The 19,814-nt window shown below is 63.0% G+C and carries 22 protein-coding genes; 15 read left to right on the top strand and 7 right to left on the bottom strand.

What is annotated here, in order from left to right; all coding sequences use genetic code 11:
• The 3 genes from KBY85_RS12955 to KBY85_RS12945 form a co-directional block, all read left to right on the top strand.
• The coding region (locus KBY85_RS12955; protein WP_254961887.1) for a bifunctional aconitate hydratase 2/2-methylisocitrate dehydratase at positions 1-1,638 on the top strand (1,638 nt) is incomplete at its 5' end.
• 125 nt (positions 1,639-1,763) lie between these two features.
• On the top strand, positions 1,764-2,186 hold the full coding sequence (locus tag KBY85_RS12950; protein ID WP_254961886.1) for a hypothetical protein: 423 nt from the start codon (positions 1,764-1,766) through the stop codon (positions 2,184-2,186).
• 109 nt (positions 2,187-2,295) lie between these two features.
• Positions 2,296-3,849 (top strand): radical SAM protein, encoded by a 1,554-nt coding sequence (locus KBY85_RS12945; protein ID WP_254961885.1) that lies wholly within the window; start codon positions 2,296-2,298, stop codon positions 3,847-3,849.
• 3 nt (positions 3,850-3,852) lie between these two features.
• On the opposite strand, the gene purU is transcribed toward KBY85_RS12945, so the two are convergent.
• Complete coding sequence (purU, locus tag KBY85_RS12940; protein ID WP_254961891.1) at positions 3,853-4,725, bottom strand: formyltetrahydrofolate deformylase; 873 nt, start codon at positions 4,723-4,725, stop codon at positions 3,853-3,855.
• A 135-nt stretch (positions 4,726-4,860) separates the two neighbouring features.
• Here purU and psbQ point away from each other — a divergent pair, with 135 nt between their 5' ends.
• Positions 4,861-5,370 carry a photosystem II protein PsbQ gene (gene psbQ, locus KBY85_RS12935; RefSeq protein ID WP_254961884.1) on the top strand — a complete coding sequence of 170 codons (510 nt, stop codon included), beginning with the start codon at positions 4,861-4,863 and terminating at the stop codon, positions 5,368-5,370.
• Complete coding sequence (locus tag KBY85_RS12930) at positions 5,367-6,494, top strand: FAD-binding oxidoreductase (protein ID WP_261359643.1); 1,128 nt, start codon at positions 5,367-5,369, stop codon at positions 6,492-6,494. The genes psbQ and KBY85_RS12930 overlap by 4 nt, the downstream gene beginning before the upstream one ends.
• A gap of 85 nt (positions 6,495-6,579) precedes the next feature.
• On the opposite strand, the gene dnaK is transcribed toward KBY85_RS12930, so the two are convergent.
• Positions 6,580-8,493, bottom strand: a complete 1,914-nt coding sequence (dnaK, locus tag KBY85_RS12925) for a molecular chaperone DnaK (RefSeq protein ID WP_254961883.1) — start codon at positions 8,491-8,493, stop codon at positions 6,580-6,582.
• Positions 8,494-8,604: 111 nt separating this feature from the next.
• Here dnaK and KBY85_RS12920 point away from each other — a divergent pair, with 111 nt between their 5' ends.
• From KBY85_RS12920 to KBY85_RS12905, 4 genes are all read left to right on the top strand, one after another.
• Positions 8,605-9,501, top strand: a complete 897-nt coding sequence (locus KBY85_RS12920) for a shikimate dehydrogenase (protein WP_254961882.1) — start codon at positions 8,605-8,607, stop codon at positions 9,499-9,501.
• A 10-nt stretch (positions 9,502-9,511) separates the two neighbouring features.
• Positions 9,512-9,991, top strand: coding sequence for a Tic20 family protein (locus KBY85_RS12915; protein WP_254961889.1), 480 nt, complete (start codon positions 9,512-9,514; stop codon positions 9,989-9,991).
• A gap of 78 nt (positions 9,992-10,069) precedes the next feature.
• A complete protein-coding gene (rpsF, locus tag KBY85_RS12910; RefSeq protein WP_106502591.1) occupies positions 10,070-10,432 on the top strand; it encodes a 30S ribosomal protein S6 in 363 nt (120 codons plus the stop codon).
• A gap of 111 nt (positions 10,433-10,543) precedes the next feature.
• Positions 10,544-10,930, top strand: a complete 387-nt coding sequence (locus KBY85_RS12905) for a hypothetical protein (protein WP_254961881.1) — start codon at positions 10,544-10,546, stop codon at positions 10,928-10,930.
• Here KBY85_RS12905 and KBY85_RS12900 read toward each other — a convergent pair.
• Both KBY85_RS12900 and KBY85_RS12895 read right to left on the bottom strand, forming a co-directional pair.
• Positions 10,927-12,135, bottom strand: coding sequence for an argininosuccinate synthase (locus tag KBY85_RS12900; RefSeq protein ID WP_254961880.1), 1,209 nt, complete (start codon positions 12,133-12,135; stop codon positions 10,927-10,929). The genes KBY85_RS12905 and KBY85_RS12900 overlap by 4 nt on opposite strands.
• An 18-nt stretch (positions 12,136-12,153) precedes the next feature.
• On the bottom strand, positions 12,154-12,387 hold the full coding sequence (locus KBY85_RS12895) for a hypothetical protein (protein ID WP_254961879.1): 234 nt from the start codon (positions 12,385-12,387) through the stop codon (positions 12,154-12,156).
• A gap of 90 nt (positions 12,388-12,477) precedes the next feature.
• Between KBY85_RS12895 and KBY85_RS12890 the strand changes: the two genes are divergently transcribed.
• From KBY85_RS12890 to KBY85_RS12880, 3 genes are read left to right on the top strand one after another with little or no spacing between them, the layout of a single operon-like run.
• Positions 12,478-12,753 carry a DUF3134 family protein gene (locus KBY85_RS12890; RefSeq protein ID WP_106502587.1) on the top strand — a complete coding sequence of 92 codons (276 nt, stop codon included), beginning with the start codon at positions 12,478-12,480 and terminating at the stop codon, positions 12,751-12,753.
• 40 nt (positions 12,754-12,793) lie between these two features.
• On the top strand, positions 12,794-13,864 hold the full coding sequence (gene mraY, locus KBY85_RS12885) for a phospho-N-acetylmuramoyl-pentapeptide-transferase (RefSeq protein WP_396121870.1): 1,071 nt from the start codon (positions 12,794-12,796) through the stop codon (positions 13,862-13,864).
• A gap of 22 nt (positions 13,865-13,886) precedes the next feature.
• Positions 13,887-14,123 carry a hypothetical protein gene (locus KBY85_RS12880; RefSeq protein WP_254942684.1) on the top strand — a complete coding sequence of 79 codons (237 nt, stop codon included), beginning with the start codon at positions 13,887-13,889 and terminating at the stop codon, positions 14,121-14,123.
• Here KBY85_RS12880 and KBY85_RS12875 read toward each other — a convergent pair whose 3' ends face one another.
• Positions 14,124-14,297, bottom strand: a complete 174-nt coding sequence (locus tag KBY85_RS12875; RefSeq protein WP_193486212.1) for a cytochrome B6 — start codon at positions 14,295-14,297, stop codon at positions 14,124-14,126.
• Between the two features lie 68 nt (positions 14,298-14,365).
• On the opposite strand from KBY85_RS12875, the gene purT reads away from it, so the two are divergent.
• From purT to KBY85_RS12860, 3 genes are all read left to right on the top strand, one after another.
• Positions 14,366-15,583 carry a formate-dependent phosphoribosylglycinamide formyltransferase gene (gene purT / locus KBY85_RS12870; RefSeq protein ID WP_254961878.1) on the top strand — a complete coding sequence of 406 codons (1,218 nt, stop codon included), beginning with the start codon at positions 14,366-14,368 and terminating at the stop codon, positions 15,581-15,583.
• Between the two features lie 67 nt (positions 15,584-15,650).
• Positions 15,651-16,658: an LCP family protein gene (locus tag KBY85_RS12865; protein ID WP_254961877.1), complete on the top strand. Its 1,008-nt coding sequence runs from the start codon at positions 15,651-15,653 to the stop codon at positions 16,656-16,658.
• A 24-nt stretch (positions 16,659-16,682) separates the two neighbouring features.
• Positions 16,683-17,129: a hypothetical protein gene (locus tag KBY85_RS12860; protein WP_254961876.1), complete on the top strand. Its 447-nt coding sequence runs from the start codon at positions 16,683-16,685 to the stop codon at positions 17,127-17,129.
• 356 nt (positions 17,130-17,485) lie between these two features.
• Here the strand turns inward: KBY85_RS12860 and KBY85_RS12855 are convergent, their stop codons facing one another.
• Together KBY85_RS12855 and uvrA are read right to left on the bottom strand one after the other, a co-directional pair.
• The gene (locus KBY85_RS12855; protein WP_254961875.1) at positions 17,486-17,767 is read right to left on the bottom strand and encodes a hypothetical protein; all 282 of its coding nucleotides are present in this window, start codon (positions 17,765-17,767) and stop codon (positions 17,486-17,488) included.
• A gap of 100 nt (positions 17,768-17,867) precedes the next feature.
• A partial coding sequence (uvrA, locus tag KBY85_RS12850) for an excinuclease ABC subunit UvrA (RefSeq protein WP_254961874.1) occupies positions 17,868-19,814 on the bottom strand: 1,947 nt, incomplete at its 5' end.

Here is a 19,814-nt window from a genome sequence, read left to right as displayed (position 1 = left end):
CGCTTCGAGCTAAAGCCCAGCACGATCACCGATGAGGTGCGCGCCGGCGGCCGCATCCCCCTGTTGATTGGCCGCTCGCTCACCGATAAGTTGCGCGCCCAGCTGGGGCTGGCCGCCAGCGAGCTGTTCATCCGCCCGGTGGCCCCGGCAGACACCGGCAAGGGCTACACCCTGGCCCAGAAGATGGTGGGCAAGGCCTGCGGCCTGGCGGGCGTGCGCCCCGGCAGCAGCTGCGAGCCGCTGATGACCACCGTGGGCTCCCAGGACACCACCGGGCCCATGACCCGCGACGAGATGAAGGAGCTGGCCTGCCTGGGATTTTCCGCCGATCTGGTGATGCAGAGCTTCTGCCACACCGCCGCCTATCCCAAGCCGGTGGATCTGAAAACCCACGCCGAACTGCCCGATTTCATGGCGTCGCGCGGCGGCGTGGCCCTGCGCCCCGGCGATGGGATCATCCACAGCTGGCTCAACCGCATGCTCCTGCCAGACACGGTGGGCACCGGCGGCGACAGCCACACCCGTTTCCCGCTCGGCATCTCCTTCCCGGCCGGCTCGGGCCTGGTGGCCTTCGCTGCCGCCATCGGCGCCATGCCGCTCGACATGCCCGAATCGGTGCTGGTGAAATTTTCAGGCTCCCTGCAGCCAGGCGTGACCCTCCGAGATGTAGTGAATGCGATTCCCTATGTAGCGATCCAGCAGGGCCTGCTCACGGTGGCTAAAGAAGGCAAAAAAAACGTATTCAACGGCCGAATCATGGAGATTGAAGGGCTGCCCGATCTCAAGCTTGAGCAGGCCTTTGAACTCACGGACGCCACTGCCGAACGCTCTTGTGCCGGCAGCACAATCAAGCTCAGCGCCGAAACGGTGAGCGAATACCTAAGCAGCAACGTGGCACTTCTGAAAAACATGATCGCCCGCGGCTACGGCGATGCCCGCACCCTGGCCCGCCGCATCAAGGCGATGGAGGCCTGGCTGGCCAACCCGGAGCTGCTGGAGGCCGATGCCGATGCGGATTACGCCGCCGTAATCGAGATCGATCTCAACCAAATCACGGAGCCGATCCTGGCCTGCCCCAACGACCCAGACAACGTCAAAACCCTGAGCGAGGTGGCCGGCGCACCGATCGATGAGGTGTTTATCGGCAGCTGCATGACCAACATCGGCCACTACCGCGCCGCGGCCAACGTGCTCGAAGGCCAGGGGCAGAACTCCGCCCGCCTCTGGGTGTGCCCCCCAACCCGCATGGACGAGGAGACGCTGAAGCAGGAGGGCTACTACGCCACCTTCGAAGCGGCCGGCTCCCGCATGGAGATGCCGGGCTGCTCGTTGTGCATGGGCAACCAAGCCCGCGTCGACGACAACACCACGGTGTTTTCCACCAGCACCCGCAACTTCAACAACCGCCTCGGCAACGGAGCCCAGGTGTACCTGGGCAGCGCCGAACTAGCGGCAGTGTGCGCCCAGCTGGGCCGCATTCCCTCCAGAAACGAATACCTGAAAGTCGCCGCCGAAAAGATCGATCCCTACGGCGCTGAGCTCTACCGCTACCTCAACTTCGACCAGATCGAAGGCTTTGAAGACAGCGGCCGAGTGCTTAGCGCCGAGGACGAGGCGAAGGTGCTGGCGGGGGCGTGAGGGAATAGGGCTGCGTCCACTGCACAACCTGGCGCAGTTTGGTATCAATCCTTACAATAAACCGAAGGAATCAGCTGGCCCAACTGACGTCCCTAGGGTCCAGAGGCTTGCTGAATGGCATCTCCATGCGTCGCATTTCTCTGCTCGCCGGCGGCATCGCCCTAGCCCTCGCGGGTGGCCTAAGCCTCACTGGCTGTAACCAGGTCACCCAGAGCGCCAAGGACGCCGCCACCTCCGCTGCCACGGGTGCCGCCCAGACGGCCCTAGGGCCGGCCGTGACCCCGGTGCTCGACCTGCTCAAGCAGGGCAAAAGCAAGGTGGCCTCCGGCGATCTAGCCGGTGCCGCAGCCTCCATGGGCGGCTTCCAGGCCATCTGGGAGAAGGCCGCACCAGTGGTCAAGCCCCTGGCCGGGGATAAGTGGACCTCCATCGAAAGCGCTGCCCAAGGCTTAAGCGGCACCTTCAGCAAGGGCACTCCATCAGCTGCCGATGCCAACACCGCAATCAGTGGCCTGCTTGGCCCCCTTTCCGCCCTAGCCGGTAAGTAAGTATTGCCTGCCGTGGTGAGACGCTGGATGCCTACAGCCGTCGTCTCATCTGAACCAGGAAATCCTGCTGTTCGAACCCGCCCCAGCTGAGGCCGGTGCCCTGCGTGCGGTGCTGGCCTTTCCCAGCACCTACACGGTGGGCATCACCAGCCTGGGGTACCAGGTGGTGTGGGCCACCCTGGCCCAACGGGCCGATGTGGATGTACGCCGCCTATTCACCGACCAGGGCGATCCAGCGCACCGCCACTGCGACCTGTTTGGCCTGTCGCTGAGCTGGGAGCTGGATGGGCCGGTGCTGCTGGATCTGCTGGAGCAGCAGCGCATCCCGATCTGGGCGGCCGAGCGCGGCGAAGACGATCCGATCGTTTTCGGCGGTGGGCCGGTGCTCACCGCCAACCCCGAGCCGCTGGCACCATTTTTTGATGTGGTGTTGCTGGGCGATGGCGAACTGTTGCTGCCAGCCTTCATCGATGCCCTGCAGGCAGGCCGCGGTGCACCCCGGCCCGAGCGGCTACGCCAGCTAGCCCACGTGCCGGGCGTGTATGTACCCAGCCTCTATGCCCCCCGATACAGCCCCGAGGGCGATCTGCTCGCGGTGGAGCCAACAGAAGCGGGTATCCCGGCCACGGTGGCCAAGCAGACCTGGCGCGGCAACACCTTGAGCCACTCGGCTGTGATCACCCCGGAGGCGGCCTGGCCCTCGATCCACATGGTGGAGGTGGCGCGCAGCTGTCCGGAGCTGTGCCGCTTCTGTCTGGCCAGCTACCTCACCCTGCCGTTTCGCACCCCCAGCCTGGAAGACGGCCTGATCCCAGCGGTAGAGAAGGGTTTGGTCGCCACCCAACGCCTGGGATTGCTGGGGGCCTCAGTAACCCAGCACCCCCAATTCGCCGACCTGCTGGCCTGGCTCGACCAGGACCGCTTTGAAGGCACGCGGGTGAGCGTCAGCTCGGTGCGGGCCGCCACCGTGACCGCCGAGCTGGGCCGAATTCTGGCCAAACGGGGCAGCAAATCGCTCACGATCGCCATCGAGAGCGGCAGCGAGCGCATGCGCCAGGTGGTGAACAAGAAACTCGCCACCGAAGAGATTTACGCAGCCGCCCGCTACGCCAAGGAGGGCGGGCTCACGGGCCTGAAGCTCTACGGAATGGTGGGCCTGCCTACGGAAGAAGAAACCGATGTGGAAGCCACCGCCGAGCTGCTGCTAGCTCTGAAAAAAGCCACTCCCGGCCTGAGGCTCACCCTGGGAGTGAGCAGCTTCGTGCCCAAGGCCCACACCCCGTTCCAGTGGCAAGGGGTGCGGCCCGAAGCCGAGAAGCGACTCAAGCTGCTGGCCAAGCGGCTCAAGCCCAAGGGCATCGAGCTGCGCCCCGAAAGCTATGGCTGGAGCGTGATCCAGGCCCTGCTGTCGCGCAGCGACCGGCGCCTAGCACCGGTGATCGCCGCCGCCCGCGGCAAACACGAGAGCCTGGGGGGCTGGAAGCAGGCATATCGGGCGGTGCGGGAGCAAACCTCAGGCCCCGAGAGCCCACCAGCCTGGGAGGAAGTAATCCACGCCACCTGGAACAGCGAGCGGGTGCTGCCCTGGGCGCACCTGGAGGGACCGCTGCCTGCGGCAACTCTCGCCAAACACAGGCTTGATGCGCTCAGCGAAGCTGCCTGAACCTCAAGCAAAAACCGCCGTCCGCCCCCGGTAAACCATCACCTGGCGCTTGAGGTGCAGGCGCACGGCCCGGGCTAGGGCCAGGCGTTCGCAGTCGCGGCCGAGGCGGATCAGGTCTGGGACCTCATCGCGGTGGCCCACGGGCACGGTGGATTGGGCAATGATCGGCCCCCCATCCAGCTGCTCGGTCACGTAGTGACCGGTGGCACCGATCAGCTTCACGCCCCGCTCCCAGGCCCGGTGATAGGGCTGAGCGCCCTGGAAAGCAGGCAGGAAAGAGTGGTGGATGTTGATCACTCGATGGAAAGCATCCGGTGGATCAAAGCTCTCCAAAAATGCCGGCGTCAGCACCTGCATGTACTTGGCCAGGATCACTAGCTCGATGCCGTGCTCGGCAAGCAGCTCCAAGTGCCGTGCTTCAGCCTCCTCCCGGTTGGCGGCTGAGATGGGCACATGGGCAAAGCGGGCCCCAAATTCCTCGGCAAGGGCGCCAAGGTCGGGATGGTTGGAGATCACCAGCGGCACCTGCATGGGCAACTCCCCCGTGCGCGTGCGCCACAGCAAATCCAGCAGGCAGTGGTCCTGCTTGCTCACGAAGATCGCCACCGGCGGGCGCACATCTGAGAAGTTCACCGTGTATTGGCCACCCAGGCGCTCCGCCAGGGCGCTGGCCGTGGGACAGATCGCCTCGCGCGGCAGCCCGAAACCCTCAAGCTGCCACTCGATCCGGCTCAAAAACAAGCCGGCGCCTTGATCGCTGTGGTGGTCGGCGTGCACGATGTTGCCGCCGTTAGCCGCCACCCAGCCAGACAATTCCCGCACCAGTCCGGGTTTATCCGGGCAGATCATCTGCAGGATGGCAGTGGCGGTAGTCATGGCCATGGTCAACGTCAGTTCAGACGTAGCACCTCGGCGGCATTTAGGGCCAGGTTGCGAGGGGCAACAGACAGGCCGGAAGAGCCAGCCCGCCCCGATAAACTCACCCCCACGAAAAGGTGTTGGTACCTGCTGATGGCTTCTGCGCGTATTCCTGCGGTTTTCACTGCTTTCAGCCAGCAGCTGCGCCGTTTAGTGGTGCTCTGCCTTGCCACCGTGCTCTGCCTCGGCCTGAGCGCCTGTGACGGCAGCCAGGGCAAGAAGCCGCCGACCATCAGCCCAGAGGACATGGCCCTGATCGAGCGCCAAGCCGAGGGCTTCTTGGCAGCCCGCAACCGCCTGCCCGAGTTAGCCGCCCTCGTAAATGATCGCAACTGGGTATTCACCGCCAATTTGATCCACGGCCCCATGCAGGAAGTGGGCCGGGAAATGAGCTACATCAACCAAAGGCTGCTGCCCGCCGACCGCCCCGAGGCCGAGAAGCTTGCCACCGCCCTGAAAACGGCCCTAGCCCAGCTTGATGAGGCGGCCCGCCTTCAAGACGGCGACAAGCTGCGCAAGGGTTACATCAAAGTGGCGAGCGGTTTTGGTCTCTATGCCCAGGTGTTGCCCACCCAAGTGCAAGAAGACCTCAAGCAGATCTGATTAAGCAGACCCATCCCGTCGGATCAGCCGTTAGGCGCCTTTCGATAGCTGTAATCGGCGCCGGCTTAGTGGGCCGGGCCTGCGCCTGGCTACTGCTGCAGCGTGGCCACCGAGTTTTGCTGATTGATCCTGGCCTGGACGGCCAGCGCGACCCCAGCTCAGGCAGCGAGGCGGCCCTGGGGGTGCTCATGGCCCAGGTGTTTCACCGCAACAGCGGCCGAGCCTGGCGGTTGCGTCAACGCAGCCTGGAGCTCTGGGGCCAATGGCGTAAGGAGTTGAAGGGCCAGGGCTGGGAGCTGCCCTGGCGGCCCGGCTTGCTGCTGCTGGCCAGCACGCCTGAGGAACTGGAGCGCCAGCGCCAGTTGGTGGCAAGCCGGCGGCAGCAGGGATTTGCCTTGGAGCTCTGGGACCAGCCCCGGCTTGACGCCCTGGCACCAGCCCTGCCGATCGGAGCCCTGGGCGGGCTCTACTCCCCGGCCGACGGGCAGCTGGATCCCGGGCCCGCCCTCGCAGCCCTGCTAGCCGATGGCCTGCGGCTGGGTCTGCAGACCTGCTGCGATCGGGTTGAGCGCCTAGAGCAACGCCCCGGTAGCTGGAGCGTGCACACTCGCAGCGGCGAGCTTCTGAAGGTGGATGCTTTGGCGCTGAGCGCCGGGGTGGCCAGTGCCGCTCTGCTGGCGGACATAGGCCACCAGGTGCCCATGGAGCCGGTGTTAGGCCAGGCCCTGGAACTGGAGTTTCCACTCCCCACAAACTGGAGTAGCGCCAGACCCTGGCCTGGGGCACTCTCCTGGCCTGGGGCAGTGGTGTGGCAGGGGCTCAACCTGGTGCCCCGTGCCAGCGGCAGGCTATGGCTTGGGGCCACCCTGGAGCCTGGCGATCAAGCCGATCCGGCCGCCCTCGCCAACCTGCAACAGCTGGGTGGTGCCGCGCCAGAGTGGCTGCAACAGGCCACCGTGGTACGCCAGTGGCAAGGCCACAGGCCCCATCCGATCGGCCGCCCTGCGCCCCTGCTCGAGCAACTGGAGCCGGGCCTGGTGCTGGCCAGCGGCCACTACCGCAATGGCGTGCTGCTGGCACCGGCGACAGCAGAATGGGTGGCCGACCAGCTGGAGCAAGGCTGACAAACCAGCCAGGCCCCTGAGTCCAGCAAAGCCCCCCTTACGGAGGGCTAAATAAAGATCACCTAAAGGCGCTCAGTGATTCTGATCACTTGCTCTCGGTGAATTCCGCATCGATCACGTCGTCGCTGGAGGCAGAGCTAGCCGCATCGGCACCAGCACCATTGCCACCAGGGGCGGCGGCGCCGGCCTCAGCTCCTGCAGCCTGCTGGTACACGGCGGCACCAGCGGCATACAGGGCCTGCTGCAGGGTCTCGAGCTCAGACTTCATGGTGTCGAAGTCTTCCTTAGCGATCGCCTCCTTAAGCTTGGCAGAGGAGGATTCCACCTTGGCCTTGTCCTCAGCGCCCACCTTGTCGCCGAGCTCGCCGAGCTGCTTCTCCGACTGATAAACGAGGGTTTCGGCCTGGTTCTTCAGGTCGATCTTTTCGCGCTTCTCCTTGTCGGTAGCAGCGTTGCTCTCGGCATCCTTAACCATCTTGTCCACCTCGTTGTCGCTGAGGGTGGAGGCTCCGGTGATCGAGATGCTCTGCTCCTTGCCGCTGCCCTTGTCCTTAGCGGTGACGCTGAGGATGCCATTGGCATCGATATCGAAGGTGACCTCGATCTGGGGCACGCCGCGGGGTGAAGGAGGAATGCCGTCGAGGCGGAAGGTGCCGAGCGACTTATTGTCGCTGGCCATCTCGCGCTCACCTTGGAGCACGTGGATCTCCACGTTGGTCTGACCATCCACCGCCGTGGAATACACCTCGGTCTTCTTGGTGGGGATGGTGGTGTTGCGGGTGATCATCTTGGTCATCACGCCGCCAAGGGTTTCAACGCCTAGAGACAGGGGGGTGACGTCCAACAAAAGGATGTCCTTGACCTCACCGGCCAACACACCGCCCTGAATCGCGGCACCAACGGCCACCACTTCATCTGGGTTAACGGTTTGGTTGGGGTCCTTGCCGGTAACGCGCTTGACCAGCTCAAGCACCGCCGGAATGCGGGTGGAGCCGCCCACCATCACGATTTCATCGAGTTCAGCAGAGGAGAGCTTGGCGTCCTTAAGGGCCTGCTCCACCGGCACGCGGCAACGGTCGATCAGCTTCGAGGCCAACTCCTCAAACTTGGCCCGGGTGAGGGTGAGATCGAGGTGCTTAGGACCCTCCGGGGTGGCCGTAATGAACGGCAGGTTGATTTCGCTTTGGGAAGCGCTTGAAAGCTCAATTTTGGCCTTCTCTGCCGCTTCAGTGAGACGCTGCAGGGCCTGCTTGTCCTGGCGCAGATCAATGCCCTCATTGGCTTTGAAGCTGGCGGCCAGGTAATCAACGATCACCTTGTCAAAGTCATCACCGCCCAGGTGGGTGTCACCGGAAGTGGAGAGCACCTCGAACACACCGTCGCCCACCTCGAGCACGGAGACGTCGAAGGTGCCGCCGCCCAGGTCGAACACCAAGATGCGCTCATTGCTCTTGCGATCGAGGCCGTAGGCGAGGGCTGCCGCAGTCGGCTCGTTGATGATGCGCAGCACCTCAAGGCCAGCGATCTTGCCGGCGTCCTTGGTGGCTTGGCGCTGGGAGTCGTTGAAATAGGCGGGAACGGTGATCACTGCTTGGGTCACCGTCTCTCCAAGATACTTGCCAGCATCTTCGGCGAGCTTGCGCAACACTTGGGCGCTCACCTCCTCGGGGGCAAACTGCTTATTGAGAACGGGGCACTTCACCTTCACATTGGCGCCGGCCTTTTCAACGCCATAGCTCACTTCCTTCGATTCTTCGTTGACTTCATCAACGCGACGTCCGATGAAGCGCTTCACCGAATAGAAGGTGTTCTCCGGGTTCATCACCGCCTGACGCTTGGCGATTTGGCCCACCAGCTGATCCTGGTTTTTGGTGTATGCCACCACAGAGGGTGTGGTGCGAAACCCTTCAGCGTTGGCAATCACGGTGGGCTTGCCGCCCTCCATAACGGCGACACAGCTGTTTGTGGTGCCTAAATCAATGCCAACGACCTTGCCCATGGGTTACTAACTCCTTACGGTGAGTGGACTGACTGGGAGCATCTTCAGCAGCTGGGGCCATCCCAGGCGAGGGGTGGTTCCCGAACAGGTCCAGCCAGCCAGCCCACCTCCATGCCCCAGCCGATCTCCGGAAGCACTGCCCTTGCTGGGGTTCTAGGGGATCCGGTGCGCCACTCCCTATCGCCGGCAATGCACAACGCAGCCCTGGCGGAGCTGGGGCTCAACTGGGTGTACTTGGCCATGCCCACCAGGGCAGACCAGCTGGCGGTGGTGGTGCAAGGGCTGGAGGCCATTGACTGCCGCGGCCTCAACGTGACCCTGCCCCACAAGCAGGCCGTGGCTGGCCTCTGCCGCAGCCTCTCGCCCCTGGCGCAACGGGTTGGTGCGGTGAACACCTTGGTGCGGCACCAGCAGGGGGGCTGGCTGGGGGAAAACACTGATGTGGAGGGCTTCTTGGCTCCCCTACGCAGCACTGAGCAGAACTGGCAGGGGCGGCGAGCGGTGGTGCTGGGCTGTGGCGGCAGTGCCCGGGCTGTGGTGGCAGCCCTGGTGGAACTGGGCTGCAGCTCGATCGCCATGGCAGGCCGCAGCAGCGATCGACTCGCAGCCCTGCTGGCCACCTGCCACAGCTGGGCGCCCCAACTGCGGGGGCTGGAATGGGCTGAAGGCAGCGCGGCCCTAGCCGAGGCCCTGGCCCTGGCAGACCTAGTGGTCAACACCACGCCCGTGGGCATGGCTGCCGCCGGCAATCCGGATGCGGCCCGGCACTGCCCCCTCAGCCCCGGCGAACTGGAAGCCCTGCAACCCGGCTCCACCGTGTACGACTTGATCTACACACCCAGACCCACAACCCTGCTGCTGGCGGCGAGCCAGCGGGGCTGCCGGGGCCTGGATGGCCTGGAGATGCTGGTGCAGCAGGGGGCCGCCTCCCTACGGCGCTGGAGCGGACTTGAGCAGGTGCCGGTGGCAGCGATGCGCGCGGCAGCCCTAGCCCAGCTGGGCCCCTAGCCTGAAGGCCCTGGAAGTTTCTCCATCCATGCAGGATCCCCCGATCTGGCAGAGAATGCTGGCGGCCCTGGCCTACCTGTTGCCCTGGAGCGACGCCTTCTCCTTCGGTCGGGGGCTGTTCGGCCTGTTCCCGGCACTGCAGTGGCTTGGGGTGCCGATCCTGCCGATCGCCCTGCTGGAGCAGGCGGTGCCCTTTGGCGGGCTGGTGCTGTTCCTTGTGCTCTTCCTCGCGGTGGTGCGCAACAGCAAGGTGCCCTACGTGATCCGCTTCAACGTGCTGCAGGCGATCCTGATCGACATAGTGGTGGTACTGGTGAGCCTGGCCTTCCAGGTGCTGCAGCTTGGCGCCCTGGACTTCGTCGGCAAAACCCTCAGCAACACAGTGTTTATCGGCATTTTGGTGCTGGTGCTGTTTGCGGTAGTGCAAAACCTGCGGGGTAAGGAAGCCGATATTCCCAGCCTCTCGGAAGCCGTTCGGATGCAGCTGTAAGGTGTTTGATCCGTCGCTGGTGGGCATCAGCCCGCTGGCCGCTGCCCCAATTCCTGAGGCGACAACCCCGAAGCGACCATGACGCAGCCCTACTACGAGACCATGTACATCCTTCGTCCGGATATTCCGGAGGAGGAGGTCGAAACCCATGTCGCCAAGTACCGCGATCTGGTCACCGAATCCGGTGGTGAAGTGCTGGATTGCCAGATGCGCGGCAAGCGCCGCCTGGCCTATTCGATCGCCAAGCACCGCGAGGGCATCTATGTGCAGCTCAACCACAACGGCGACGGCCAGCAGGTAGGTCCGCTAGAGCGGGCCATGCGTCTCTCGGAAGATGTGATTCGCTATCTCACCGTCAAGCAAGACGGCCCGATGCCGGCACCACGCACCCTGCCCGGCGCTAGCACTGAAGCCGCTCCCATGGAACCAGCCACCGTCTGACCGGGATCCAGTTTGACCTGAGTATTCAGTTTGACTTTGGGACTCCAGATAGGTGCGGAGCTAATACAGGCCTGGCTTGTAAAAAATCGGGCCCACTCGTAATCTCCGCCCATGGAGCCTGACGCCATACCACCAGCACCGAAGTGGCAGCCGTCTGTAACTTCGGTTTTTTCGTGGCATCAGCAGCAAGAGCGCCAAAACCAGCTGGAACAGGAACTTGCCAAAACTCGGGAAGAGCTTCTGGCCATGCAGGCCCTGCTCGAAGACCTACCCGGCCTCTTTGAAGACAAATTCCGGCAGCGATTGCAGCCGATGCTCGACCAGCAACAGCGACTGATCAACGACAACGACAACCTGCGCCAGCACCTCCTGCACTTACAGCCTGGCAGCGATACGGGTGCCCAGAGCCTGCTGCTGCCCCAGCAAGAGCCTGCCAGACCACGATTGCGCCAAGCCCTACTCCATGCCTTCGGCTTCAGCCAGAACCAGGAGCCCTAGCGCCGGCGCTGATTTGCCGCCCAGAGGCGGGTGGGCAGACCCCACACGTAGATAAAGCCCTCGGCAGCCTTGTGGTCGAATTGATCTTCGGCGCCGTAGGTGGCCATATCGGGCACATAGAGGCTGTGGCTAGCACTGCTGCGGCCCACCACGGTGGCATTGCCCTTGTGCAACTTCAGCCGCACCGTGCCGTTCACGGTTTGCTGGGTGCGCTCCATGAAGCCATCAAGCGCATCCTTGAGCGGGCCATACCAAAGGCCCTGATACACCAGATCCGCCCACTGCTGCTCAAGCTGGCGCTTGGTGCGCAACACATCTGCCGCAAGGGTGAGGCTCTCCAGCTCCTGGTGGGCCTTGATCAACAGCAGCAGGCCAGGGGTTTCGTAGATCTCCCGGCTTTTGATACCTACCACCCGGTTTTCGACCATGTCGAGGCGGCCGAAGCCGTGGCTGCCGGCCAGGGAATTTGCCTGGCGGATCAAGCTCACCGGATCGAGGCGCAGGCCGTCGATGCTCACCGGGTTGCCCTGCTCAAAGCCGATCTCAACGGTCTGGGCCTGATCCGGCGCCGCATCCACTGACACGGTCATGGCGTAGATCTCCTCGGGCGGCTCCACGTTGGGATCCTCGAGGGGACCGGCTTCGATCGAGCGGCCCAGCAGGTTGAGGTCGATCGAATAGGGCGATTTCTTGCTCACCGGCGAGGGAATGCCACAGCGCTCGCCGTAGGCGATGGTTTGCTCGCGGCTCATGCCCCACTCCCGCGCCGGGGTGAGCACCTTGAGGTCGGGGGCGAGGGCGCCGATGGCCACATCGAAGCGCACCTGATCGTTGCCCTTGCCCGTGCAGCCGTGGGCCACCGCATCGGCGCCCACCTCGCGGGCAATCTCCACTAGTCGCCGGGCGATCAGGGGCCGGGCCAGGGCTGTGGAGAGGGGATAGCGGCCTTCATAGAGGGCGTTAGCCCGAATAGCTGGGAAGGCGAATTCGGTGATGAAGGGCTCGATCAGGTCACCCACGATCGACTGGCTGGCCCCTGAATCGAGCGCCTTCTGGCGAATCGGCTCCAGCTCGTCGCCCTGGCCTAGGTCGGCGGCGAAGGTGATCACCTCCTCCACGCCCCACTCCTGCTTCAGGTAGGGAATGCAGACACTGGTGTCTACGCCGCCGGAATAGGCCAGCACCGCCCTCTTCGCCCGACCCATCAACGCCTCTCCATGCGTTCAGTTGCTCGATTCTCCCCTGTCGGGGTGTGACAGTGACCAGTGGGTCAGCAACCACAACCCCACTAGCAGGGGCGGCAGGCCCACCAGCAACCACACCACCCCCTGCTGCAGGGGCAACGGCTGGGGCCAGCGCTCGCCCGCTGCGGCCAGCGCGGCACTGATGGCCAGGGCCAGGGCCCAGACCCTCAGCACCCCGGCTAGGGGGCTGGCCTTTTGGCTGCTGGTGGGCATGGGCTCGAGGGCTGCATTTGCTTTGCAGCTATGGTGACTGATTGGTCTGTATGGGCCTAGCCCCAGACCTAGCTACCGGTAGGCGCACGCATGAGCACACTCGCGACCAGTGACAGCAGTCGACTCGACACAATCAATCCCTCGCTGACCCGCTACCGGCGCAGCGATCCGGCTCCGGTTCTACCCCTGCGCGATGAGCCCGATCTGCTGAGCTGGCTGGAGAGCAGTGGCCGCCTGGTGGCGGATGAAGAAACCGCCAGCACCGAAGTGAGCACGGTGGAAGAGGAGGAGCTTTCCGCCCTGATGGGCGAGAAGGAGGACTACAACAAGGACGACGAACAACAGGACGAAGACTGGGAAGACTGAGTTCCGCAGGGGAAACTGGGGCGGTCGCCGTCCCTTTCCCTTGGTTGTTTCGACCCCGGCTGCCCTACTCAGCAGTTTGTTGTTGCTGGCCTGTCTGCTGTGCGACTGGCTTAGCGGCGCGCCCCAGCTCACCTTGCCGCTGCTAGTTGCCGGCCTGATCAGCGCTGGAGTCACCGGTTGGGGGGTGCCGCGACTGCGGCAGCTCAAGCTCGGCCAGGTGATTCGCGCAGAGGGGCCCCAGGGCCACCTCAGCAAGGCAGGTACACCCACCATGGGCGGACTGCTGGCGGTGCCCGTGGGGGTGCTGGTGGGCGGCCTGCTGAGCCCAAGCGATCCCCGCCTGCTTGCTGTTGCCGCAGTAACCCTGGCCTACATGGCGATCGGGGCCATCGATGACTGGCGCAGCCTCACCCGCCGCACCAACACGGGCCTCACGCCCCGGGGCAAATTGCTGCTCCAGGCCGGCGCGGCCCTGTTGTTTCTGATCTGGGCCGCAGCGGGCCAGTGGCTGGGTGGGGCCTCCCCCGGCGACATCGCCCTGCCCCTGGGCTGGGTGCTGCCGATCGGTTTGCTGATCTGGCCGCTGGGGTTGTTTGTGTTTATGGCCGAAAGCAACGCCACCAACCTCACCGATGGCCTCGACGGCCTGGCCGCAGGCTGCGGCGCCGTGGTGTTCACAGGCATGGGGCTGCAGCTGATGCTGCGCGGCCATGAAGGCGATGCGGCTATGGCCGGTTTCTGCGCCGCGATGGCTGGCTGCTGGCTGGGCTTTCTCGTCCACAACCGCCACCCGGCTCGAGTGTTCATGGGCGACACCGGCTCACTGGCCATGGGAGCAGCCCTCAGCGCCGTCGCCTTGCTCTCCAATAGCCTCTGGCCCCTGCTGCTGATGGGCGGCGTCTTCCTGGCGGAATCACTATCGGTGATCCTGCAGGTGTGGGTGTTCAAAGCCACCAAAGACCCAGCCACGGGCCAGGGCCGGCGCCTGTTCAAGATGGCGCCGTTGCACCACCACTTCGAGCTTGGTGGGCTCAACGAACAAGTGGTCGTAATCCGCTTTTGGCTCGCCAGCCTGCTACTGGTGGGATTGGGTTTAATGCTGCTGCCCTAAGCCCTGCCCTCGCTTATCACCCATGGCTTACTTCACCTGGAAGGAAACCGGCCTCAGCTCCGACTGCGCCAGCCTGGCCGCCATGGCTGCCCGCTTCGAGGAGGCCGCTGCCCTGATGCGCCGCATGGCCAGCGAGGGCTTTCAGCTGGAGCGCCACAGCGATGGCCAGCACATCACCCACCCGGATCCAAACGTATTTGAGGCCTATGGCTTCATCAACGAGGAATCGCCGGTGCGGCAGCTGACGTTGCTGAGCTGATCAGTTTCGACGCAGATAGCCCACCAGCCACACCACCACAAAAGCCAGGGAGGAAAGGCCTAAGTAGATCAGGGCCCATTTCTGCAAGGTGGCGATGTCCCAGCCAAATAACAGGCCGTTGGCTGCGTCCCCAGCCGTACTGAAACCCAAGGGCAATCCCAACAACCAAGCCATCAACGCGCCCCGGTGTGCAAGAAGATCGGTTCCATCTTGCTGTCCTGCCCGCGATCCGGGCGACCACCATGACCTTTCCCACCCCTGCCACTCTTCCGGCCACCTTGATGCTGCTCGGCAGCGGTGAGCTGGGTAAGGAGGTGGCCATCGCAGCCCAGCGCCTCGGCTGCCGGGTGATCGCGGTGGATCGCTACGCCAACGCCCCAGCCATGCAGGTGGCTGATGTCGCTGAGGTGGTCGCGATGACCGACCCAGAAGCCCTCAAGGCGGTGGTGCGCCAGCACCGGCCCGATCTGGTGATTCCAGAGATAGAAGCTCTAGCGGTTGATGCCCTCGCGGAATTGGAGGCGGAAGGCATCTGCGTGATTCCCACAGCCCGGGCCACGGCCGTGACCATGAATCGGGACCGCATCCGCGACCTGGCAACCACTGAGCTGGGGCTGCGCACCGCCCACTTTGCCTACGCCAGCAACGCCAGTGATCTGGCAAGCGCCGCTGCCGGCCTGGGCTGGCCGGTGGTGGTCAAACCGGTGATGAGCTCCTCGGGCAAGGGCCAAAGCGTGGTGCGGGGCCCCGAAGAGATTGACGCCGCCTGGGAAGCGGCAATGGCGGGTGCCCGAGGTGCCGGGGAGCTGGTGATCGTGGAGGAGTTCCTGCACTTCGAGCTCGAAATCACCCTGCTCACCGTGAAGCAATGGCAAGGGCCAACGCTCTTCTGCCCGCCGATCGGCCACATCCAGGAGCGGGGCGACTACCAGTGCAGCTGGCAGCCAGCCCAGATGCCAGCCGCCGCTCTAGAGGCAGCCCAGGTCATGGCCCGCAGCGTCACCGACAACCTGGGCGGCGCCGGCCTGTTTGGCGTTGAATTTTTCCTGTGCAAAAAGCCTGGCAGCAGCTCCGGTCAACCAGGTGAGCTTGAGGTGATTTTCTCCGAGCTCTCACCGCGCCCCCACGACACCGGCCTGGTGACGCTGGTTGGCCAGAACCTGAGCGAATTCGAACTCCACCTGCGGGCGGTGCTGGGCCTGCCGATCCCATTGATCCAAAGCCTGGGAGCCGCTGCCAGCCGGGTAATTCTGGCCAACAGCGACGGAGCCGAGGTCTCCTACGGCGGCGTAGCGCAGGCCCTCAGCGAAGCCGATACGGAGGTGCTGCTTTTCGGCAAGCAACACGCCCGGCCCCAGCGGCGCATGGGGGTAGCCCTGGCCCGCGGCAGTAGTGAGGCGGAAGCACGCCGCAAGGCAGACATGGCCGCAGCCCACATCCAGGTGCGGGCCTCCAGCTGAACAAGCGGCGCTCACCCCCTGGTGCAGCAGGGATCCGGCCCTTAAGGTGCGCTGAGTAGGAGCCGATATGAGCCAGGCCCAGCCCCGCCCGCGTCGCAGCCGACGCGAAAGCAGCCGCGGGGCTGTGGTCACCGACCTGCGCAACCGTCGCGAGCTGCGTCAAACAGCACCGAGCAATAGCGCCAAAGCGAAAACTGCCGCAAATCCTCGTCAACGCAAACCGCCAGTTCTGGCCTTCTTACTGGGTATCGGCCTGGGCTATGGACTTGCTGGGCCCCTGCCGCAAATGGCCTCAGGGGTTTGGGCAGCCATGTTGCACGGACCCAGCCAGCTCACCAGCCTGATCAATCCATTCGGGGGCGGCAACCGGCGCGTTCTTGTGATTGGCACAGACAAGGTGGGCGAAAACACCGATGTGATGTTCACGGTGCAGCTCAAAGACGGTGTCACCCAGCTCACCCAGGTGCCGCGCGACACCTTCGTGGAATCGGCCGAATTCGGCGTTGTAAAAGCCAATGCCCTCTATGCATTTGGCGGCATGGGTGCCCTGAAACAGGAGCTCACCAGCCTGCTGAATGCTCCAGTGGATCGCTATGTGCGGGTGAACATGCGCGCTGTGGAGCACCTAGCCGATGCCATTGGCGGCGTGAAAGTTGATGTGCCTAAGCGGATGTACTACGTAGATAATGCCCAGAACCTATACATCGACCTCTATCCAGGATTGCAGGTGCTGAAAGGTGAGCAACTGGAGGGCTTCCTGCGCTTCCGCCATGACGAAATGGGCGATCTAGGCCGGATGGAGCGCCAAAAACTAGTGCTGGCAAAGGTTTTTTCCAAACTAGCCCAGCCCTCCACCCTGGCCCAGCTACCAGAACTGCTGAGAGTGGCCGGCGAAGACATCAAAACCGATCTTTCGCCAGTGGAGATGGGCCAACTGATCTCGGCGATGGCCAGCACCAGGCTCAGTACCCAGCAGCTTCCAGGCCGCCTGTTCTGGCATAACGACCTCAGTTACTGGATGCCCAACGGCAATAGCCACTACGCCGGGGTTGGCAGCGACCAAAGCAGCCCATAGGTTGGTATTGGACTTGGGCTGGGCATGGCCATCGCAATCACGCTAAATCGTTTGCTATGCCTCGGCACTGGACTGCTACTAATTGCTGGCAGCTATGGCTGCGACGAGCTATCCCGCTCCCAGCGCAAGGATGACCCCACGTCATCGCTAAACACAAAGACATCCAAATGGCGTGGCAACTCCTCCGATGGTTCTTACAGCAGGGTTGACCAAGTAAGCACGGGCAAAAATAGCTTCGCCTTCACCGAAGCCTGGTATAAAAAAGGCCCCAAACCTATCAAAACATCAGGCTCTGGCCGCTTCGAAGCATCGAAAAGCACCAACATCTACACATACAGCACGCCACCGGGAGTGGTAGTAGTGCGCACCAAAGAAAGCGCCGACGAGACATCCATGGTAGACACGGTAGTAAACACCACTATTCCCTCATTCAAGGTAGGAGAGCAGATCACATATACGGTGCGGAAATAGACCGGCCATCCAGCGGCCCCAACACACAATGGAGCCCGATGGAATGGTGGTGTTGTTCAAATCAACAAATAGACAACGCTCTTCAACCGATAGTTGAATAGTCCAAAGCCAACGTATCGAGCCAACTGCTGATGCGTAAACCAAAGGGTGATCCATACCCTGCACAAGAAGCCGCTAACTCAAGCCCGGACCACCTCAGGGGCAGGGCCGTTGTCAACATCTGCCTGGCCTAACTCACCCCTGGAAAACAAAACCCTCAGCGAATATCAGAGCGAGAAAAAGAAAAAGGGAGCTTCTCGATGCTCCCCATACGTTGATTTGCCCTGATTCAGGGTGGAGTTACCCCAGAGAACAAACTATTGAGAAAGAAAATTAAAGGCTTCAGCAGCCCGCTCATCCGGTTTACCGGAGAAACCACCAGGTTCAGGCACATGAGCCATCAGCACGTCGGCAACGAAGCGATCCGATGACTCCTTGGAGTCCCAGATTGCCACAATCAACACACCACCATCAACGGCTCCAGCTGCGTGATGGAGCTGTCCCTTTGGCAAACCACCCTTTGGATGAACAGCTGCGACTTCATCCCGATACTGCTCTTCCGTCGCACCTGGCCAGAAATGAGTAAGGATGTAAGTCATTTATCACTTTTATGTTTAGACAAATAAACCGTACATCAAAGCAAAGGCAACTGAGAGTTTCGCAACAGAGGTTATCTGTATCTCCAGTCATGAAAACCCCTCAAACCACCACCACTTCAGGCGGATGCTGCTCCAGCACCTGCTTGAGATACCTGCCCGTGTGACTGGTGGGATGCACTGCAACCTCCTCTGGAGTGCCACACGCCACGATCTCCCCTCCCTTGTCTCCCCCTTCTGGGCCGAGATCCACGATCCAATCAGCACAGCGGATCACATCGAGGTTGTGCTCGATCACCAGGATCGAGTTGCCCTTATCCACAAGGCGCTGCATCACATCCATCAACTTGTGCACATCAAAGAAGCTGAGTCCGGTGGTGGGTTCGTCGATCAAATAGAGCGTTTTTCCGGTGGCCCGTTTAGAGAGCTCGGTGGCCAGCTTCACCCGCTGGGCCTCACCGCCTGAGAGGGTGGGCGCCGGCTGGCCGAGCTTCACGTAGCCCAGGCCCACATCCACCAAGGTGCGCAACCGATCGGCAGCCTGCGGGATAGCTGAAAACACATCGGCGGCCTGCTCCACCGTCATTTCCAGCACATCAGCAATCGTGTGACCCTTGTAGGTCACCTGCAAGGTTTCGCGGTTGTAGCGGGCACCCTTACATACATCGCACTGCACATATACATCCGGCAGGAAGTTCATCTCAATCACATTGACGCCCTGGCCACTGCAGGCCTCACAGCGGCCACCCTTCACATTGAAACTGAACTGACCCACCTGATAGCCGCGAGCCTTGGCCTCCACCGTGGCCGCAAACACCTGACGAATCGGGTCAAAAGCGCCCGTATAGGTGGCGGGATTGGAGCGGGGCGTACGACCAATCGGCGATTGGTCAATCACGATCACCTTGTCGATCGCCTTGATACCGCGCAGCTCACCTAAGCCTGGTGGAAATGGCACCTTCAGGCCCAGCTGGTGCTCCAGGGCCGGATGCAGCAGCTCATTCACCAGGGTGCTCTTGCCACTGCCACTCACCCCGGTGACGCACACCAGCCGCCCCAGTGGAATCTCCACATCGAAGCCGGCCAGGTTGTTGCGCTCGCAGTCCACCATCGTGAGCCGGCGGCTACCGGTACTGCGCCGCTCAGCTGGAGTTGGAATCGAGAGGCGGCCACTGAGGTATGCGCCGGTAAGGGAATCCTCTGCGGCCAGCAAATCCTCAAAGCTGCCCTCCGCCACAATGTGGCCGCCGTGCACCCCCGCCCCTGGGCCGATATCCACCACGTAGTCGGCAGCACGAATCGTGTCTTCGTCGTGCTCCACCACGATCAAGGTGTTGCCTAGATCCCGCAACTTCAGCAGGGTATTAAGCAGCCGGTCGTTGTCACGCTGGTGCAAACCAATGCTCGGCTCATCCAGCACGTAGAGCACTCCGGTGAGGCCCGCGCCGATCTGGGTCGCCAACCGAATCCGCTGGGCTTCGCCACCGCTGAGGGTCATGGCGGGCCGATCCAGGCTCAGATAATCGAGCCCCACATCCAGCAGAAACTTCAGGCGCAGCCTGATCTCCCGCAACACCAGATCACCGATCTGGATCTGGCGTGGACTGAGCAAAGGATCAGCACCCTCGCTCTCGCCCACCCCCATCAGCGACTCAATCCGGCGCAGGGTTTCGCCCACGCTCACCGCCGTGAGTTCGTGGATGGCATAGGGGCCCACCCGCACCGCCAGCGCTTCCGGCCGTAATCTCAGGCCGTGGCAGGTGGCGCAGGGCACCAGCTCGAGAAACTTCTCCAGCTTTTGGCGCACAGATTCGCCGCTGGCGTCGCGCAACTGGCGCTCCAGGATTGGCAAGATGCCTTCAAACGGACGTTCGTAGCCGGCGCTCTTGCGATAGCGGCTGTCGGCCTGAATGCTGATCGGCTCCTGGCTGCCATGCAGCAGCACCTCCTGCTGCTCAGCGCTGAGCTGATTCCAAGGCGTCTTGATCTCAAACTTGTAGGCCTCCCCAACCGAATAAAGCAGGGAGAAGTAATAGGAATTGTCCTTATC

The sequence above is a fragment of the Cyanobium sp. BA5m-10 genome, from assembly GCF_024346255.1.
GTDB classification, from domain to species: Bacteria; Cyanobacteriota; Cyanobacteriia; order PCC-6307; family Cyanobiaceae; genus Cyanobium_A; species Cyanobium_A usitatum.
This window is presented reverse-complemented; position numbering and strand designations above follow the sequence as displayed.

Coding starts and splice junctions, on each gene's coding strand:
- KBY85_RS12860 (WP_254961876.1), top strand. CDS start 16,683: ATGGCCATCGCAATCACGCTAAATCGTTTGCTATGCCTCGGCACTGGA.
- KBY85_RS12950 (WP_254961886.1), top strand. CDS start 1,764: ATGCGTCGCATTTCTCTGCTCGCCGGCGGCATCGCCCTAGCCCTCGCG.
- KBY85_RS12895 (WP_254961879.1), bottom strand. CDS start 12,387: ATGCCCACCAGCAGCCAAAAGGCCAGCCCCCTAGCCGGGGTGCTGAGG.
- purT (WP_254961878.1), top strand. CDS start 14,366: ATGACCTTTCCCACCCCTGCCACTCTTCCGGCCACCTTGATGCTGCTC.
- psbQ (WP_254961884.1), top strand. CDS start 4,861: ATGGCTTCTGCGCGTATTCCTGCGGTTTTCACTGCTTTCAGCCAGCAG.
- purU (WP_254961891.1), bottom strand. CDS start 4,725: ATGACTACCGCCACTGCCATCCTGCAGATGATCTGCCCGGATAAACCC.
- KBY85_RS12880 (WP_254942684.1), top strand. CDS start 13,887: ATGGCTTACTTCACCTGGAAGGAAACCGGCCTCAGCTCCGACTGCGCC.
- dnaK (WP_254961883.1), bottom strand. CDS start 8,493: ATGGGCAAGGTCGTTGGCATTGATTTAGGCACCACAAACAGCTGTGTC.
- KBY85_RS12865 (WP_254961877.1), top strand. CDS start 15,651: ATGAGCCAGGCCCAGCCCCGCCCGCGTCGCAGCCGACGCGAAAGCAGC.
- KBY85_RS12855 (WP_254961875.1), bottom strand. CDS start 17,767: ATGACTTACATCCTTACTCATTTCTGGCCAGGTGCGACGGAAGAGCAG.
- KBY85_RS12875 (WP_193486212.1), bottom strand. CDS start 14,297: ATGGCTTGGTTGTTGGGATTGCCCTTGGGTTTCAGTACGGCTGGGGAC.
- KBY85_RS12900 (WP_254961880.1), bottom strand. CDS start 12,135: ATGGGTCGGGCGAAGAGGGCGGTGCTGGCCTATTCCGGCGGCGTAGAC.
- KBY85_RS12905 (WP_254961881.1), top strand. CDS start 10,544: ATGGAGCCTGACGCCATACCACCAGCACCGAAGTGGCAGCCGTCTGTA.
- KBY85_RS12890 (WP_106502587.1), top strand. CDS start 12,478: ATGAGCACACTCGCGACCAGTGACAGCAGTCGACTCGACACAATCAAT.
- rpsF (WP_106502591.1), top strand. CDS start 10,070: ATGACGCAGCCCTACTACGAGACCATGTACATCCTTCGTCCGGATATT.
- KBY85_RS12920 (WP_254961882.1), top strand. CDS start 8,605: ATGCCCCAGCCGATCTCCGGAAGCACTGCCCTTGCTGGGGTTCTAGGG.